Raw genomic sequence first — 18,360 nt, 5'->3', positions numbered from 1 at the left:
GACATTTGGGCATCTGCCTTAACTTGACACCAATGGCAAGATGCCCACCCCACAAGATTGGATAATTTATTTCTTGGAGGGTTTTGGCTCCCCTCTGGGTGTCCAAGAGGGGTTGGGGGAGAGGTCAAAAAAGGGCTTGTCGAACTCACGTTAATTTAGTGGGGGTTTTAAAACTTCTTGTTCACACGCGACGCTCGAATACTGGCTACTACTGCGCTATCGCGGACTCTCGTAGAGAAGGCATGCCGTTGGCGATCGCGTAGCGTATCGCAGACAGATGCTACGCGAACGTAGAGAAGTGTCGTACAGAATTAATTGTGTTAGCGGATAGCTAAGGTTTAGCCCATTCTGACTCCTGACTCCTGAATTCTGTTTGATAAATCCATCAAATTTGCCAGCTTGTAAACTACCCGCGCTCCCACATTACCATCCCACTCCGCATCACCAACTTCGCAGATATCAAAGCCAATAATTTTTCTTCCACTATTGACCAATTCTCGGAACAGACAAAAAGTTTGCTCTAATTCCAACCCACCTGGAACAGGAGTACCCGTACTCGGACATAGTTTTGGATCTAAGCCATCTACATCAAAGCTAATATAAACATACTCAGGTAAATGACTGATAATTTCTCGGCATAAATCAATCCAAGTTGTGCCAGAGTAAAGCTTTTGCTTAATAGCGGGATCGTAATAAGCAATAATGCGACTATCAGATTCGTCAATCATTTGTACTTCATCATGACTAATATCACGCAAACCTACCTGCACTAACTTAGTAATTTGCGGTATTTTCATCGCATTAAACATAATCGACGCATGGGAAAACTCAAATCCCTCATAAGCATCGCGTAAATCTGCGTGGGCATCAATGTGCAAAATGCCATAGTTTGGATATTTAGCTGCTAATGCTTGAAAATAACCTAAAGGCGAACTGTGATCTCCACCTATGACTGCAACTCGCTTTCCATTATTAATCGCTGCCTGACAATTTTCAAACAGCCATCGATTAACCCGTTGACTAGCCTGATTAATTTCTGTGAGGACAGATGTTAAATCTGGTGTATCTGAAAGTTGTTTACCTTCGGCTAATCGCTCAATAATTTTTGCTGCCAAAGCGCGGTAGTATGTGTTCTTCTCTAAAATATCTTGGGGAATTTCTTCCATAAAAATTCCCTGCTTCCAACCATCAGGGTGATCGAAATCGAACAAATCTAATTGAGTCGAAGCATCTAGAATTCGCTGTGGGCCATTAGCAGTGCCAGCACCATAAGAAACAGTGACTTCCCACGGCACACCAAAAACAATCAAGTTTGCAGACTCATAATCGCAGGGCAAACCTAAGAGGTTGCCATTTATTTCACCTACGCCGCTGGGATTGTAGTCTTTTAATTGATTACTCATTGAGTATCTTCTGGATTTACGTGGATAGACAGCACGCCGCCTAGTGGACATCTGCATTGTAATCAAAATTTTTCACAGGCAGTAAACTAGCGGTCTATGACTAACTATTTACTCAACCCGCTTCACTTCAAATCCCCGCAACCCTTCCGGTTCTTCATACTCAACCACAATATCTTTAACTACAGCAGCAGGTGGCCCAGAATGACACCAGCGAACCATATCATCTACGACCTCTCGCGCCCCTTCAAAGACTGCCTCTACTCGATTATCCGGGAGATTCCGCACCCAACCGGTTAATCCCAACTGCCTAGCTGTATCGACAGTGGAATAGCGATAGCCTACTCCGTGGACTCGGCCAGAAATGAATACATGGGCGCGGATAATCTTTGGCAGTGATGTGGAATTGTGCATAGACTGGTCTAATCTTTACGATTTCCAGTCTACCTAGTTTGTGTATACACAACCTGTTTTTAACTCCAACTTGCAATAATTAATCCTGCTCTTCGTTATCATCGTCGCCGCGATGTCTGTACTGGCGGTCATCGTCATCATCATCGCCACGATGTCTGTACTGGCGGTCATCGTCATCATCATCGCCGCGATGTCTGTACTGGCGGTCATCGTCATCATCGCCGCGATGTCTGTACTGGCGATCGCGATTATCCCATTCTCGATCGCGTTGTTTCTGCTTGCCACCGACTATATTTCTGAACATATCCTCTATTCCCATAATTTTCCTCCTGAGTTGGCGAATTTCTTTATTTGGGGTCACTTTAGTAGTTTGTCTAATGGTTGTAGCGAATAAATCTTCCAGCAGGTATAGATAAAAATAAAATTATCCCCCACTTTGGGAGTGCCGCAAACTAGTGATAAAGTATTTTTAACTACCTCCTAACTGTAGTGAATTTAATTAATTTAGTAGTCAGTTTTTCAACTTATAATTTTGAATTGTTTATGTCTAACCTGCCACCACTTAATACAGAAACAATTTGGGCAATTCTTGACGATAAACTTGATGATGCCACAGTCAACCAGTTGCTATGGTATTATTTAGGCTATCGTTATGACTCTTCAATTGCACAATGGGACACCAGCTTAGTTGCACCAGAATGGCAAGATGAGTACCCACAACCACCAGATTTTCTTGAATCTCGCCCTGCAACAGTCAAGTTGACTCGTTCCATTCCTGCTGAAAATAAACAAATGCTAAAAGAAAAACTGGGTTTCAAAGGTTACAAAATTGGGGAATTTGGGCCTCGGCAAACTCGCAGGGCAACGGCGGCAAATTGGTTGTTAAGTTATCTGCAAAAAACTAGCAGCAAAATTGAGTAATCCAATACCGCAGATATTTAGCAAACAATCTCTTATCCTTACTAAATATCTGCTATTTAAAAACTTAAGAAAAAGCCATTAATCTATCCGTTCTAATAGGTTGTTTGAAAAGTGATGGGCTGTGATTTTAATTGCATTGTTACCCCCCTTAGTCCCCCCTTATAAAGGGGGGAAATAAGAAAAATCCGGTTCTCTCACGCCACATGCTTCAAGTCGGGCGTTGCCCACCCAACGCAGTGGCTCCCCTTTATAAGGGGAGGGTTAGGGTGGGGTAAAAAAATATTTGATACATCAATCGTGACTTTTAAAACATCCTCTAATTTTACACTTTGAGTTCAATAGCATTTTAGGCTTAGTAGTATTACGAGCGAAAAATGCCTGACGTTGAATTTGATATTAGTAAAAAAATATGATAGACAGTCAAAAAATATTAATCACAGTAATTCTTTACAATTTTATTGATAAATTCATCCTGAAGATAGAAGCGCTGGTTACATAATTCTTTCTGTAGAGCGATTTGCAAATTCAATTGAGCATCCGAGAATACTTCTATCAACCCTTGGTATTACAAACACTTCTATGGCAAAGCCAATTGAATTTAATTTATTTGCACCTTATAACAAAGGAGTAGCATTAATTGGTTCTTTTTCTGATTGGCAAGAAATTCCAATGGAAAAAGGTGATGATGGTTATTTTCGTACAAGTGTTGAACTAGAAGACGGCGTTTATAAATATAAATTTCGCGTTCAATCAAATTCATGGTTTTTTGAACCAGAGCAATGGGTTGATGTTACAGATCCTTATGCAACTGATATAGATGAACAAAGTGGAAAAGATGATGGTATTATCCGGGTCAAAGATGGGCAAAGGATTACCGATACTTATGTTTGGCAACATGATGACAAACCTTTACCTGCTGACCACGAATTAGTAATTTATGAATTGCATGTCGGTGACTTTTCTGGTGGCGAGGACGACCCTTATGCACGAGGCAAGTACAAACACGTAGTTGAAAAGTTAGACTATTTGTGCGAACTAGGAGTCAATGCTATTGAGTTGATGCCACTTAAAGAATATCCTGGTGATTATAGTTGGGGTTATAACCCTCGTCACTTTTTTGCAACAGAATCAAGTTATGGTTCTACTGCTGAGTTAAAAAATTTGATTGATGAGTGTCATGGCAGAGGCATTCGTGTAATTATTGACGGAATTTACAACCACTCAGAAGCATCTGCTCCTTTAACACAAATTGACCACGATTACTGGTATCATCACGAACCTCGTGACCCTGATAATAATTGGGGGCCTGAGTTTAATTACGAACATTATGATGAAAAATTAGATATTAAACCAGCCTGGAAATTTATTGGTGATACAATTCGTTTTTGGATTGGAGAATTTCATCTTGATGGTATTCGCTATGATGCGGCGCGGCAAATTGCTAACTACGACTTCATGCACTGGATTGTTCAGGAAGCCAAAAACACTGCTAGCATGAAGCCTTTTTATAATGTTGCCGAACACATTCCTGAAACTACCAGCATTACCAATGTAGATGGGCCGATGGATGGTTGCTGGCATGATAGTTTTTATCATTGCATTCTAGAACACATTTGCGGTGATACGTTTGATTTAGAGCGTCTCAAAGATGTGATTGACTGCAAGCGCCAAGGCTTTTTGGGTGCTACCAATGTAGTAAATTATCTCACTAACCACGACCATAATCATGTCATGGTTGAACTGGGGAACCGTGAGATTTTTGACGAAGAAGCATTTCGCCGGGTCAAATTAGGAGTAGCCATCCTAATGACTGCTGTTGGTGTGCCTTTGATTTGGATGGGAGAAGAATTTGGCGAGTATAAACCTAAACAACCTGAATCATCCAAAATTGATTGGACACTGTTAGGTAACGATTTAAATCGTGGTTTATTTGAATCATACAAAGGCTTAACTAACCTGCGTAAAAGCAATCACGCTCTCTACACAGAAAATATCGATTTTATCCACGAAAATCCGGAAGCAAAAGTATTAGCTTATACTCGTTGGAATGATGAAGGTTCTCGTGTAGTCGTAATTGCAAATTTCTCAGAAAATTTTCTAGGAGGCTATCAAGTTCCTGACTTTCCTAGCGCTGGGACATGGCACGAGTGGACAGGCAATTATGATGTCGAATCTGGTGAAGATGGCATCGTAATTGACTTGGGACCATACGAAGCTAAAGTGTTTGTATGGCAGTAATGATATACACTACTACTAAGTCGGTAGTCCAATAAAAAAGAAAAGGGGAAATGTTTTCCCCTTTTTTAGTTATAATTTTACTCATTTACAGTCTAATTAGAAATTTGTCAAGTAAAAAATAAGCTATTTTAAAATTTCATTGGTTTATGTTACACTTTTGAGTTGAAGTGCGTCTATAGAATTGCCAAAGCATCCCCCATGCACAACAAATTATTTAATAGTAATATCGATAACGCTAACATTGAGAACGATCGCATTTTATTAACTCCCAATGAAGTAAAGTCAAAATTACCTTTAACACAATTAGCCGAACAAAGAGTTTTAGCATATAGACAGGAAATAGAAGATATCCTGGATTTTAAGGATCGTCGGAAATTTATAGTAGTTGGCCCATGCTCAATCCACGACCCAAAAGCAGCACTCGAATATTCTGAGAGATTAAAAATCTTGTCCGAGCGAGTCAAGGATAACTTGCTACTAATTATGCGAGTGTATTTTGAAAAACCCAGAACAACTGTAGGCTGGAAAGGATTAATTAACGATCCAGATATGGATGATTCTTTTCATGTAGAGAAAGGTTTATTAATTGCACGGGAGCTACTATTAAAAATTACAGAGTTGGGATTACCTGCTGGCACAGAAGCACTAGATCCAATCATCCCTCAATATATCAGCGAACTGATTACATGGTCTGCCATTGGCGCACGCACAACTGAATCACAAACTCACCGCGAAATGGCCAGTGGACTTTCGATGCCTGTAGGTTTTAAAAACGGTACTGATGGCAATATTCAAGTAGCTTTGAATGCTCTACAATCAGCTGGAAACCCGCATAGTTTTCTGGGAATTAATCAAAACGGTCAGGTCAGCGTCTTTCAAACTAAAGGTAATGGCTACGGTCACGTAATTTTAAGAGGTGGTAGTCAACCTAACTTCGATCCAGCAAATGTCAAACTGGTAGAAGAGAAATTAAAACAGGCAAATTTACCACCGAGAATTGTTATCGACTGTAGCCACGGCAATACCAATAAAGATTACAAATTACAAGGTGCTGTCTTAGAAAATATTATTCAGCAAATAGTGGATGGTAATACATCAATTGTTGGCATGATGCTGGAATCGCATTTGTATGAAGGTAGTCAACCGATTGCTGGGAAACAAGAAGAATTAAAATATGGTGTTTCTGTAACTGATAAATGTATTAGCTGGGAAGAAACCGAAAAAATTATTTTGGCTGCTCACGAAAAACTTAAATGAGAAGTCAGAAGTCAGAATTCAGAATGCGATCGATGGGGATTTAGAGGATATTTGTTAAGTATTAATGTATACTAATAAACTCCGCTCTATTTCTCTTACTGTTTCAGCAACGGTGTACGCGCAAATTTCAAAACCTGCTCTACATTAGCTTTAATTTGCTAGGGTGCGTTAAATCTATAGTCCATAACGCACGAAAATTTATGACGGTGCGTTAGGCTGAGGCGATAATACACCCGACAAAACTGGAAAATACCCAAGTGGTGGCGACGTAATTTATTTATCGAGAGAAGAGTTTCAGATTTGCACTGTCGTGTCAGCTTCTTACAAGGTAAGGGAATTCAGTCGTACCAAATCAGTAGAAGTCGAATCCCCAACTGAAGAACTACCTCCCACATCTTTTAAGATATACCCAAGATAGATGTAATAGTATCTAATATGTGCTAATTACTCAATACTACCAACTAAAGGATTGAAAATTAGTATTTTTCTACATAAAATAAAAAATCTAAAATTAAAAATTGGTAACACTGATGGTTAGGAGTGTTAGAGTTTCAAGAAATTCACCGAAACTTTTCAGCGGGTATTCATGCTGAAGAAACTACAGAAAAAGCAAATTTCGATAATTGCGGGTGCGGCACTGTTGGCCTTTTTAACTGGGGCAATGGTATCAGCACCTGAGATTGGCAAGTCTTTGGGGAAATGGCTCAAACTGAGTCAGAATCAAGCAGAGCCAAGATCGGACGGTAGTGTTGCTCGATCGGCCGTCTTTGGGCTGATATCGCAATCGCTGCCAGAACGGGCGGCAAAACTAGCAACGATCGCTGCCGAATCGCGATCGCCCGATCGCAACCGCGCTCGTTATCTTTTGGCGAGTGATTATATTGAAAGAACCCAAGGGCAAAAAGCTCTAGTTTTACTCGAAGGACTAGAGAAAGACTATCCGATCCTCGCACCATACATTTTGCTCAAACAAGCCCAGGCAGAGGATTTGCTGGGCGAGGACGGCAAAGCCTCGGATCTCAGGCAAAGGGTGCTAAAACTGTATCCCAAAGAACCGGCCGCAGTCAAAGCGCTATATCTGATTGCTCAACCAAAGCAACAAGAAACTGCGATCGCTCAATTTCCTTCCAATCCTCTAACTTGGGAAATTATCCGCAAACGCTTGCAAGAAAATCCCAATCAGCCACAATTACAATTAATTTTGGCTAAGTATGCCTACGATCAACCAGGCATAGTGGGCGTTTTGGATCAGCTAGCAAAACAGACTACCCTCAAACCCGAAGATTGGGAACTCATTGGCACTAGCTATTGGGAAAATAGTCAATTTCCGAAAGCGGCCAATGCTTACGCCAAAGCACCCAAAACATCGCGCAACCTCTACCGTACTGCACGCGGGTTACAGGTGGGAGGCAAAGATAAAGAAAAAGCGATCGCCACCTATAAACAATTAGTGCAGCAATTTCCCAATAGTGAGGAAACTGGGACGGCACTACTGCGGTTAGCAGAAACCGCAAAAACACCTAAAGACGGCTTACCCTATCTTGACCAAGTAATTAGTAAATTTCCCAAACAAGCTGGTACTGCACTGGCACAAAAAGCCAAAATCCAAACTCTCAAGGATCAAAAGTCAGCTAGCGCGGCGTGGCAATTACTCATAAGTAAATACGGTAACTCTGACGAAGCCGCAGAATACCGTTGGAAAATCGCCCAAGATAAAGCCAATGCCAAAGATTACGTCGGTGCTTGGCAATGGGCAGAACCAATCGTCACCAACAACCCCAATAGCATTTTGGCTCCAAGAGCAGGCTTTTGGGTAGGTAAATGGGCGGCTGCACTGGGGAAACAGCAAGAATCTAAAACTGCTTATGAATATGTGGTTAGCCAGTTTCCCTACTCTTACTATGCATGGCGAGCCGCGACAATGTTGGGGCTAAATGTCGGCAACTTTGACAACGTGCGTGTCATGAACCCGGAAGTAATCGCACCCCAGCGTCCATTACCGCCTGCTGGTTCTGAAACTTTTAAAGAATTGTATCTGCTAGGTCAAGACCGTGATGCCTGGTTACAATGGCAAACAGAATTTCAGAACAAAATTCAGCCAACGGTAGCAGAGCAATTTACTGAAGGGTTGATGCGGCAGGCTAAAGGAGAAAATCTCATCGGGATTGATGAAATTTCTAAATTGGAAGACCGAGAAATACCAGCCGAACTTGCCCAATATCAGACTCTGAGTAAACAAATCACCTACTGGCAAGCGCGTTATCCATTTCCCTATCAGCGAGAGATTGAAAAGTGGTCTATTGACCGTAAACTAAATCCTTTGCTAGTCACTGCTTTGATGCGTCAAGAGTCACGGTTTGAACCAAAAATCAAATCTGTCGCTGATGCTACTGGTTTAATGCAACTGTTGCCGAGTACAGCTAAATGGATTGCACCACAAATCAAGGTGGATTTCAAAACAATCAACTTAGAAAATCCCAACGATAACATCATGCTGGGTACATGGTACTTGGGTCATACCCACGATCAATATAACAATAACTCCTTGCTGGCGATCGCTAGTTACAATGCTGGGCCCGGCAATGTCTCCAAATGGTTGCAAACTCTAACTACAAAAGATCCAGATGAGTTTGTTGAAGAAATTCCCTTTGATGAAACTAAAAACTATGTGCGGCAAGTATTTGGCAACTACTGGAATTATCTCAGGCTTTACAACCCCGAAATTTCTGGCATAGTGACCAAGTACTCGACCACACACCCACAACTACCAGCACGATAATCTTAGAAAGTTATGAGTTGTGAGTGTTGAGTTCAAACAATTTTTTAATTCAAAGTTCACAACTCATAGTGATATTTGTTTAGCTAATTACTAATTCGTAATGTCGCTAGCTCCGACACTCGATTACTCAAAGAGGCTGCGCTATTGCAACGCATCACATAAGGCACTTATTCTCAAGCGGTAGCGCAATTTGCTTTTGCTTACTTTTGACTGGAGTTTAGACTAAATTCTATTTTTCAGGCTACAGCCCTTGTGTAACAAGCATTTTAAACTTAGGAATCTAAAACTTACCTATAAATTAGGAAAGCCTTTCTGGATAAGGGTTTGGTGGTTTGGTAAGCAAAATTAGTCTAAACTCCAATGACAAAGAATCTGCCATTTTGTCTAAATAATTCGTCGCTCTACAGCATTGATTAAAATCTATGTTAGGCGATCGCAACCATTAAATTATCAGCATTTATGTACCTGTACTACCTGGTACTCCTTCACCACCTGTACCTGACAAACCAAAATTATTCTCGTTAAACCATTCTGATTTGAGCAACGACCACCAAGCAGAGGTTAATCCAGCTAATACATAATCGTAAGGAAGCCAACCGTAACCTTTTACACCCCATTCAGTTCCCCAAGAATTCCTTACTAAAAATGCACCTTTTGAGTATTTCTGACCATTGGCACATTTAACGAACTGAAAATCATCATAACCAACTGCTACAAGTGTATGTCCACCAACAATCTTATCTTCCTGATAATCTGGAAACGGAATATGACCTTTTTCGTTCGAGCTTTTGTAGATAGAGCTATAAAGTGTAAGTCCAAAAATGCAAGGAAATCCTGCGGACAGAACTGCTTTTATTTGAAATAAAAGAGTTTCTTCAGTAATACCAGCATAATCTAAAAGAAAATACTTTATTGTCTTGTAATTTTGAGCAAAAGCATAGCAGTATGGTGGTGGTTCTTCATCTACTTTGTTTTCATCATAAGACCAATATTCTTCTGGTGGAACGCCAAATAAGGCTAATGCTTTCATCGTTTCTCTAATTGACGAACCTACATCTCCTGTAACTTTCATTTTGTTACGTGCAGCCTTGTAGAGAAACATAGGAGACGGTTCAATTTTATCTTTAGAGTTTTTATTGGCAAAATACTCTAATAACGAAATAGCAGCAAATGCAGTACATGATTGTAAAGAACCTTGGTCTTTGACTGAAGAAAACCAATAACTTAAATCCACTACACTAGGAAGTTGAAAAAATGGTTTTTTATCTTTTTCTTCCTTTTCTTTCGGCTCTTCTAAATATTTAAGATTTTTACTGCTGAATATGGGAATATATAAATTTAAAGTTAGGAATAGTTCTTCTTGTTTCTGAGTAGAGCTTTTGGTATTTCTCTCTGTTACAATTTCAAATACTTCTTGCTTATCAAAAAGATTATAAGGAGATGAGTTGGTAACATCTGAATTGTCAATATCAGCAATTTCTTTTTCAATTTCTTCTACAGCTTCTCGTGTATACTCAAATTGATTTAAGTATTTTTTGATAAAGAAACATAGGACAAAAGAATTGATAAACTCTGTTGTAAAATTTTCATTTTTTATTTGTCTTTCTTGATTTTCTTGCTCAAGAGATTGGATTTCATAACGAAGTGTAGATATAATTTTACGAATTGAGTATTTAACTAATTCATTATTGGAGTATTCAACCTTTGGCTTTTGCTGTTCATCAAAATCTTCTTGTCTTGGTTTAATAAGATTTTCAAAGTTAGAAATTCCTTGCTCAACTAATTCTTCAAGTGTCTGGTGTCTAAGTCGAGCTAACGGATAAATACTTCTGAGAGCTATTGAAATTATTGGATCGAGCAAGGGAGAATTCTTTAAAAATTCAAAATTAGCACTAATTTCAAATTGATTTTGATTAACTGTACTAATAGATTGGGTTGATTTAGTTAACCCTTCTCCTAAAACTTTTAATAACCAATTCTTATCTTTAGTAACAATATTTGAATTTAGCTCATTTGAATTTAGCTCTGCTAAAACTTTTTGAAAAAAGTCCGATTTTACCTTAATGCTATTCAGAAAATCTTCTTCAAGAAAATTTCTTATTTTTATTTCTTGTAAAATTTGCTCACTTACCTTTAAACATAAGTTGTATATAATTTTATTAAAAGCATTATCTGGTATTAATGAAGTTACTGAAAAATATCTAATTCTTTTTAATGGTCTTCTTTTAGCATCATCCTCTTTACATTTATTATCTTTATCAGCTAATTTATCTTTATTCGGGTTTAATAGATATTCATTTAATTGAATAAAAGTCTCAAGCCCAACAATTCCATCTTGCTTAATATTTGATAAACATTGAAACAATTCAACAATTTCTTTTGTGCGAAAATCATAATTTTCATCATTCATCCACTGAATAATATCCAATGGCTGTTTCATATCTAAACTATTATCAGTGCCATCACTATAATTTGTATTTATTTTTTCAGGAAGCTCTAAATATTTAGTTAATAATAAAATACCGAGATATTTCTTTAATTGAAGAACTTGTCTCGACAAAATACTATCATATTTAATTTTATTAATACTAAATTTACTAGTGGTTTCATTTATTTCCAAACAACTTGGATATTGCAAAAGCTTATGAACTCTTACCTTTTTAAATATAACATTTCCCAATATTTTATTTCTTAGTTCATTAATTCTTAGTTCATTAATTTTACTTTTTTGACCATTTTCATTTATTACTTGAATTAATTCTCCAATAATATTTTCTATCCAACCTGTGGTTTCTTCCACTTTCAAGCGTTGCTGATTTCTCAGATCCTCATCATCTAAATTATAGTCGCGTAAATCTGGATAATCAGGCACCCAACCTAAGCCTTTACTCTTCCAATTATAGTTTTGATTACGATTTTCAGGTTGATTTAGCATAAATGTATTCCTGAGAGATATCTAACTTTACTATTAGCTAATTTGATTAAATGTAGACTAATTTTTGGCATTTAATCTTTATTTCATTTGCACACATTTTTTAAATCGTCTCGATCGTCATGAGTTTTTAGATAATCACTCAACCAATTACATCCACGCTCTATGTATTTGTCTAAATTCATATCTTGTACATCCCACACCAAAATTTTTTTATCAGAACTAGCGGTAGCAAGCTTTTTACTGTCAGGTGTAAATTTAACAGAGTTTACGCTACCCTTGTGACCTGTAAGAGTTGTAATCAATTTCCCATCCATAGTCCATATTTTTACAGTACGATCGTCGCTACCACTAGCAATCATTCGACCGTCGCGGCTAACATCCAATCCCCAAACCCCAGCCGTATGACTTTTCAAAGACTTGATCGCACCACTATTTGGACTCAATAACTTTACAGTATTATCTTCGTTAGAAGTAATAATTGTGCTTCCAATCGGACTATATATAACTTTATAAATAGTTGTATTTAAAGTTAATTTATTAAGAGGTGATTCATCTACATTCCACGTATATAGGGGGCTTCCATTACGCTTCCAAAATTTAATTTTATTATCTCGTCCAGCTGCGGCAATGGTCTCACCATTTCGACTAAAGTTAACATTGAAAAACTGTGTATCACCTGGCAAACTTTTCAAAAGTTTTCCTTCTCTATTCCAAAGTTTCACAGTTCTGTCAAGACTAGCAGAAGCGATAATTTCTCCATTAGGGCTAAAGCTAACACTATTAACAGAGTCTTTATGTTCTACAAGTGTTGGATTTAGTTCTTGTCCTTGTAAATTGAATCTCCTAACAGTCTTATCTGGGCTACTACTAGCGATGGTATTACCATCTGGACTAAAAGTAACGCTAGCGATACCCGATTTCTGAGCTTTAATACTTTTTAGTGGTTCTCCTTGGAAATTCCATAGGTTTATAACTCCATCTCCGCTACCAGTCGCAATAATCTCTTTCTTGGGATTAATATCAATGCTGTAAATGGCATCATGTTCATTCAAAGTTACTCGCAAAGGATTTATACGCCAAAGCCTAACTGTTTTGTCATCACCAGCAGATGCTAAAATATGTCCTTGAGGGTGGAAACTAATACCATTAACGGGACCTCTATGTCCTTCAAAAGTGTCTAGCAATTGGTAATTATGGCTATTCCATAATTTAATAGTTCCATCATCACTAGAAGTCGCAATAGTTTTACCATCGGGGCTGAAGGCAATATTTTTCACTGGTTTTGTATGCCCTCGCAGTTGAGCTAGCTGAGTTTTCTTGTTTACATCCCAAATAATAGCTGTATTATCATTACTGGTAGAAACGAGAGTTTGACCATTAGGGCTAAAACTTACATTTAAAACTGATTTTCCTTTATGAACATTTAATGTATCAATCAAATTACCTTGGATGTCCCAAAGTTTAACTGTACCATCAAAGCTAACGGAGGCAATCTTTTGACCATCAGGACTGAAGCTAACATTCCGGACTTCTAGTGTATGTCCATTTGTATCGTCCTTTAAAGTTTTCCAAAGACTACCATCTAGCTTCCAAAGCTTGATTGTTGTGTCGCCACCTGTTGTAGCAATTATCTGACCATCTTGACTAAAGTTAACGCTCCAGAGAATATCTTCATTTTCATTTGAAGTGACAACAGTATGTTTAAAAGTTGAAATATACTTACCTTCACTATCCCAAATGTCTACAATTCCGTCTCGGCTAGCAGTAGCAATCCTCCGATTGTTAGGGCTAAAGCTGACATCAACAACATGACTTTTATAGATTTTTAATATCAAAGGTTCTTTCTCACCTAACTTCCAAAGCTTCGCAGTACCATCATAGCTAGCTGTCACAAAGCTTTTACCATTTGGATTAAACTTAACACGTCTAATTAGGTCTTGATGTTTTTCTAGACGGTTACTTTCTCTAACGTCATAAACTGCATTGCTCACTATCTCCATCACTTCCATCTGAAGTTGAGGGTTATTTTTAACAAAGATAGAATCTTGGAGCAGTCTTGCTGCTTTTAAAGCATCTATTAATCCATCAAATAAATATCGATTTGTAGTAAATTTAATCTTAGAGGAAGTTGTGAGTGCTTGTATCTGTCCTATCTTAGCTTCTCTCCATTGAAAACCAGCAAATATAGCCATTATTGCAATAACAACAGCAGACGCGATCGCTAATCGAGTTCTCTGCGTTTGAGCTTTAATTCCTGCTTTGTATTCTTCGACTTTTGCTGCTGCCAGTTTTTCTTGAAGCTCGCGTTGTTGTTGCTCTTGACTAGCAGTCAAAAAATCATAGTCTTGATTGCTCAAACTTTTGCCTTCTCTCCAATTTAAAGCATCTTCTAATGCTTTACCTCGCAAAAGCCGCGATTCATCTTGACAATTAGAATCCAACCAAGCCTGAAAAGCTTCAGAGTATGGGCGCAGTTTAGCTAATTGTTCCTTTACCCATCCTTGATTAAAAATAGACTGATAAATGCGATTATAAATTTTTAAATTATTGTCGTGTTTTACTACTAATCCAGATAATCTTAATTCTATTTGCTCATCACTATCATTACCAGATAATTCTCCTTTATCTAAAATTTCTTGAACCAACCCTAGCAACATACTTGCTTGAGTTTGATTATGCATAATCCGGTCACGTACTGTACGTAAATGTTCTGGTTCATCTTGAAATTCCCAATTCTTAATTATTTTATCATTGATAACATTTTCTATCCACTCTCTAATATTTATTTCGTTTATTGATGAGCTTGAATTATGCAGTAAATTAACTAAATCTTTTAGTATCAGTTGGCATACTTTTTGAGTGAGAAATGGTTGTCCACCTGTCCAATCTAAAATTTCTTTTAATACCAACTGCGGATTATCTATTTTGCCTACAAATCCGGTTCCTAGTGGTTTTACTTCTACTAGCGTAAAGCCGCTTAATTCAACTGCTTTGCCAATATTAAAGGGGGTGCGCTTTTTATCTTCAATCAGATCTGAAGGTGTTGCTACCCCTAAGAGTGTAAAAGTCAGACGGGTGTATTGCGTTTTATCAGCACGTTGGTTATGACAGTTTCGGATAAAAGCAAAAAAATCATCAGTTCCAACAATCTTCTTCAGGTTGAGGACACAATCAATTTCATCTATAAAAATGACAATGGGTTTATCAATCTCCACCAGTAGTATCTCTTCAATAAAATCACTCAACCGTTGCACTGGAGAAAGATAATCGCGATCGCGCCACCAACTCCGCAAGTTAAACTTTTCAGACAGATTAAAACTGCTGACAAGAATGCGGACAATCCCTGCATACCATTGATCTGCCGTTACTTGCTGGTTACCAATTCTAGTTAAGTCAATTACTGCACAGGCAATACCTTCCGCTTGTAATCGTTGCATTACTTGCACTCGCAAGCTAGATTTACCCATTTGGCGCGAGTTCAACACATAGCAAAACTCCCCTGCTTTCAACCTTTCATAGAGGTCTTCATCCGCTTGCCTTACTACATAAGTAGGAGCATTAATTGGCAAACTTCCTCCAACTTGATATTCATAAGCAGGGTTTTGTTCTGTGTTCATCAATGAAATGTAGATGTATGAGATTTCGATTACAGAGAAGCCGCGCGATCGCGGAAATATTGCCGATATAAATTAAATCTAGGTATTACATAATTATTTTCCAGATCGACCAAACCCATACTTTTTAATTTAAAGGCTTCTATTGGCTCCAGCTGTATTGGTGTGTTTTTTGCAACAATTTGTTTCATTGCCCTTGCTAGCTCAGGATGTTGTTTTAGATTCCACCAATGTCGGTGCAAATGGTCACCAAAAGGCCCGGCATCTGTAGGAGCAACTTGTAATAACTGTTCCAGTGCGATCTCTTGGCGCGCAATGCGATAGAGTGCTACTCGCACTAAATAAGGATGACCTCCCACCATATTCATCAATTGTTCAATTTCTGAAGACCTCCAATTTAGCCCATGCCTACGTGCCAAATCTTGGACTTGTTCAGCATTAAACTCTGGCAACTCAATCGAAAGTCCCACATTGAATGGTGATTGATTGATATTCATTGGGATATAAACTTCTGTTGAATGCACCACTACTAATCGCAATTTCTTCCAGATATCCCGATTTTTTGCATCTTCATGCCAAGCACGCAGGAGTCCAAAAAAGTCTGCGGCAATTTCAGGGTGTTGATATACTAAATCGACTTCATCCAAACCCAATGCTAGGGGTCGATCGATTTCTGCTAGAAGATACTCCTCAAAATAAGCTGTACAGTTATCTTTGCTACCAAAAATCTCGTCCCAGTAATCCGCTAATCGATTTGGTATTCTTAGTTTCCGAGTAACGCTAGCACAGAACCAGCGTAAAAATTTATCTAAGTCTGGGAACACTTTACTATCTGCTAATTGAAAACTCAAAGATACGGCTAGAGAGTTTTGTTGTGAAGCTTGATGAAGAATCCGTGCCATTAAGGAAGTTTTACCCATCTGTCGAGGCGCTTTAATCCGAATCAAAGAACCAGGCTTTAAAATAGCCTCGTAGCAGTGTTCTTCAATAAGAGGGCGTTCTATATAAAAAGCAGAAGCCATATCTACCTGACCCTCTGGTAATTCTGGTTCTGCTACTGGCAAAGGAGGTTCTTCCAAATTTTCTACCGCAACTGCTGTTGTCAACTCATCCTCTGTATAGTTAGCCTCATGACCTTCGGCTAGAATTGTCAAAATTTCTTGCGAAATCTTGACTGTATCAGCAGATGATTTCCACTCTCGTTGTTGAATTCTTTGCAAATAACCCCGTAAATCATAATTTAATGGCGAATCCAAAGGAAAGTTCACACGGATAGGTAAAATTATAGGTTTCTTTTCGGGATTTAAATCTTGCAACTGCTTGGCACGCCTGACTTCTTCTGTGACCATTTCACTAGTTGCAGATTTAGGAGATAAGAGCAGCAGAAAGTAATCAGACTGTTCCAATTCTCTATCTATGCGTTCAGGCCAGTTTTCGCCTAACCGTATACTCTCCCCCGCCATAAATGCTTCATGCCCAGCCGCTTTTATTGCTTCATAAAACTGCTGGGCCAACGTTAAATCTGGATCTTGGCTGCGATAGCTAATAAAAACTCTAGCACTGTCATTGGCTCGTTTCACTTTTGGCTGTTGCTGCATTTTTTCTAAAGAAAGAGCTTGCTCAACCAAGTCTGACCATGCTGTAATCAGCACTTGTGTGGGAATAATAAACGCTGCTTTAGCTGCTGTTCGCTCCATTTCCGCCGCTACTGCTATGCCTGCTACACCCTGTAACTGCTCATCCCATATCGGCGCACCACTGAAACCAGGCTCTAATGCATAACCTTGTTGTTTCACATCCTCCAGTTGTACCCAACCATTTGCAAGTCCAGCCCTGATTTGTCCAGTAGCCCAAACCCCATTGGGTTGGTTTTTTGGAAAACCCAAAACTCGGAAAGAATGCCCCCATAATTCCTCTGATGCTACCAATCGTGCTGGATGAGCCGCACCAGGAAGAGAGCTTTCTAACTCCAGCCCTGCAATATCTTCCGCAAACTCATTAGGGTTAACAGGCCGCCAGAATACTACCCTGGCGGTCAAAAACTCTTTAGCTGCCAATAAAGGAAAATCCAAACGGACTTCTGCATTGATTATTTCGGCAGTGTTTCTAGCAATTCCTAAAGCATCTGCTACCACATGGGCACATGTAAGGATATATTTTTGGGAAACTAAAAAGCCAGCACCAACAACTTTGCCACTGTTTGAGTAAATCCTGACGACTGATAACTCCAGGGGTGTGGCCATCTTATGGCTCCCGTTTCCACTTCAAAGTCACTTCATAATTAACTTCGCCATTCCCAGAAGCAATCACTGCTCCAAGCTCTGCACTCATTTTGATGCCAAACTTGATTTCCACCTCATCCGCAGGCTGATTGAGACTATTTACTTTAGTCATAATGACATTTGCTATGGGCTTTACTTGTTCCAGAGCAGATTCAAAAGTTTTTTGAGCTTTTTGAATAATATCGTCTCGCAGACCAATACGATCATCAGTTAGCCCAGGCTCATCTACTTCTACAAGAATTGAGTCTCCGTTTTCGAGAGGAAATTCGACGATACGCTTCACAAGTTAATTTTCTACCTCATTTTTCAGAGAATAAAGTTATTTTACCTGTTAGCCACGAATAAACTTTATATGGGAGCAACGCGATTTTGTGAGAGTGGACAAAAAACGAGTGATTGCGCTCTCGCGCACTGCCCTTTGGGCAATCCTTAAAAACTAACTTCAGTACATTAGTAAAAGATATACATTGAAAAGAGTCTTACTACTTGCTGTTTACCAGTGCAGTATTAGTTTAGTTGG

Annotated in this window: 11 protein-coding genes; 4 read left to right on the top strand and 7 right to left on the bottom strand. The window is 38.8% G+C overall.

All coding sequences use genetic code 11. The annotated features are described in order from the left end of the window. Window positions 1–338 precede the first annotated feature (338 nt). From speB to RMZ42_RS29105, 3 genes are all read right to left on the bottom strand, one after another. Window positions 339–1,403: an agmatinase SpeB gene (speB, locus tag RMZ42_RS29115; RefSeq protein ID WP_322674687.1), complete on the bottom strand. Its 1,065-nt coding sequence runs from the start codon at window positions 1,401–1,403 to the stop codon at window positions 339–341. Between the two features lie 108 nt (window positions 1,404–1,511). After that, complete coding sequence (locus RMZ42_RS29110; RefSeq protein WP_322674686.1) at window positions 1,512–1,814, bottom strand: acylphosphatase; 303 nt, start codon at window positions 1,812–1,814, stop codon at window positions 1,512–1,514. Between the two features lie 79 nt (window positions 1,815–1,893). Further along, the gene (locus RMZ42_RS29105) at window positions 1,894–2,118 is read right to left on the bottom strand and encodes a hypothetical protein (protein WP_322674685.1); all 225 of its coding nucleotides are present in this window, start codon (window positions 2,116–2,118) and stop codon (window positions 1,894–1,896) included. A gap of 239 nt (window positions 2,119–2,357) precedes the next feature. Between RMZ42_RS29105 and RMZ42_RS29100 the strand changes: the two genes are divergently transcribed. The 4 genes from RMZ42_RS29100 to RMZ42_RS29085 all read left to right on the top strand — a co-directional run bounded on the left by RMZ42_RS29100 (window position 2,358) and on the right by RMZ42_RS29085 (window position 9,009). Beyond that, window positions 2,358–2,735 (top strand): DUF1823 family protein, encoded by a 378-nt coding sequence (locus RMZ42_RS29100; RefSeq protein WP_322674684.1) that lies wholly within the window; start codon window positions 2,358–2,360, stop codon window positions 2,733–2,735. A gap of 564 nt (window positions 2,736–3,299) precedes the next feature. Further along, window positions 3,300–4,973: an alpha-amylase family glycosyl hydrolase gene (locus tag RMZ42_RS29095; RefSeq protein ID WP_322674689.1), complete on the top strand. Its 1,674-nt coding sequence runs from the start codon at window positions 3,300–3,302 to the stop codon at window positions 4,971–4,973. Between the two features lie 198 nt (window positions 4,974–5,171). Beyond that, entirely contained in the window at window positions 5,172–6,230 is a 1,059-nt protein-coding gene (locus tag RMZ42_RS29090) for a 3-deoxy-7-phosphoheptulonate synthase (protein WP_322674683.1), read from the top strand. A 586-nt stretch (window positions 6,231–6,816) separates the two neighbouring features. After that, window positions 6,817–9,009 carry a transglycosylase SLT domain-containing protein gene (locus RMZ42_RS29085; RefSeq protein ID WP_322674682.1) on the top strand — a complete coding sequence of 731 codons (2,193 nt, stop codon included), beginning with the start codon at window positions 6,817–6,819 and terminating at the stop codon, window positions 9,007–9,009. 457 nt (window positions 9,010–9,466) lie between these two features. Here the strand turns inward: RMZ42_RS29085 and RMZ42_RS29080 are convergent, their stop codons facing one another. The 4 genes from RMZ42_RS29080 to RMZ42_RS29065 all read right to left on the bottom strand — a co-directional run bounded on the left by RMZ42_RS29080 (window position 9,467) and on the right by RMZ42_RS29065 (window position 18,123). Further along, window positions 9,467–11,944 carry a C1 family peptidase gene (locus tag RMZ42_RS29080; RefSeq protein ID WP_322674681.1) on the bottom strand — a complete coding sequence of 826 codons (2,478 nt, stop codon included), beginning with the start codon at window positions 11,942–11,944 and terminating at the stop codon, window positions 9,467–9,469. A gap of 83 nt (window positions 11,945–12,027) precedes the next feature. Then, on the bottom strand, window positions 12,028–15,561 hold the full coding sequence (locus RMZ42_RS29075; protein WP_322674680.1) for an AAA-like domain-containing protein: 3,534 nt from the start codon (window positions 15,559–15,561) through the stop codon (window positions 12,028–12,030). Between the two features lie 29 nt (window positions 15,562–15,590). Next, the gene (locus RMZ42_RS29070) at window positions 15,591–17,801 is read right to left on the bottom strand and encodes an AAA-like domain-containing protein (RefSeq protein ID WP_322674679.1); all 2,211 of its coding nucleotides are present in this window, start codon (window positions 17,799–17,801) and stop codon (window positions 15,591–15,593) included. A gap of 1 nt (window position 17,802) precedes the next feature. Continuing rightward, window positions 17,803–18,123 carry a CU044_2847 family protein gene (locus RMZ42_RS29065; RefSeq protein WP_322674678.1) on the bottom strand — a complete coding sequence of 107 codons (321 nt, stop codon included), beginning with the start codon at window positions 18,121–18,123 and terminating at the stop codon, window positions 17,803–17,805. Window positions 18,124–18,360: the final 237 nt, after the last annotated feature.

It is taken from the genome of Nostoc sp. DedQUE05, assembly GCF_034530955.1.
Lineage (GTDB): Bacteria > Cyanobacteriota > Cyanobacteriia > Cyanobacteriales > Nostocaceae > Nostoc.
The sequence above is the reverse complement of the archived record's forward strand: the minus strand, read 5'-3'. Positions and strand labels throughout refer to the sequence as shown.

Coding starts and splice junctions, on each gene's coding strand:
- speB (WP_322674687.1), bottom strand. CDS start 1,403: ATGAGTAATCAATTAAAAGACTACAATCCCAGCGGCGTAGGTGAAATA.
- RMZ42_RS29110 (WP_322674686.1), bottom strand. CDS start 1,814: ATGCACAATTCCACATCACTGCCAAAGATTATCCGCGCCCATGTATTC.
- RMZ42_RS29105 (WP_322674685.1), bottom strand. CDS start 2,118: ATGTTCAGAAATATAGTCGGTGGCAAGCAGAAACAACGCGATCGAGAA.
- RMZ42_RS29100 (WP_322674684.1), top strand. CDS start 2,358: ATGTCTAACCTGCCACCACTTAATACAGAAACAATTTGGGCAATTCTT.
- RMZ42_RS29090 (WP_322674683.1), top strand. CDS start 5,172: ATGCACAACAAATTATTTAATAGTAATATCGATAACGCTAACATTGAG.
- RMZ42_RS29085 (WP_322674682.1), top strand. CDS start 6,817: ATGCTGAAGAAACTACAGAAAAAGCAAATTTCGATAATTGCGGGTGCG.
- RMZ42_RS29080 (WP_322674681.1), bottom strand. CDS start 11,944: ATGCTAAATCAACCTGAAAATCGTAATCAAAACTATAATTGGAAGAGT.
- RMZ42_RS29075 (WP_322674680.1), bottom strand. CDS start 15,561: ATGAACACAGAACAAAACCCTGCTTATGAATATCAAGTTGGAGGAAGT.
- RMZ42_RS29070 (WP_322674679.1), bottom strand. CDS start 17,801: ATGGCCACACCCCTGGAGTTATCAGTCGTCAGGATTTACTCAAACAGT.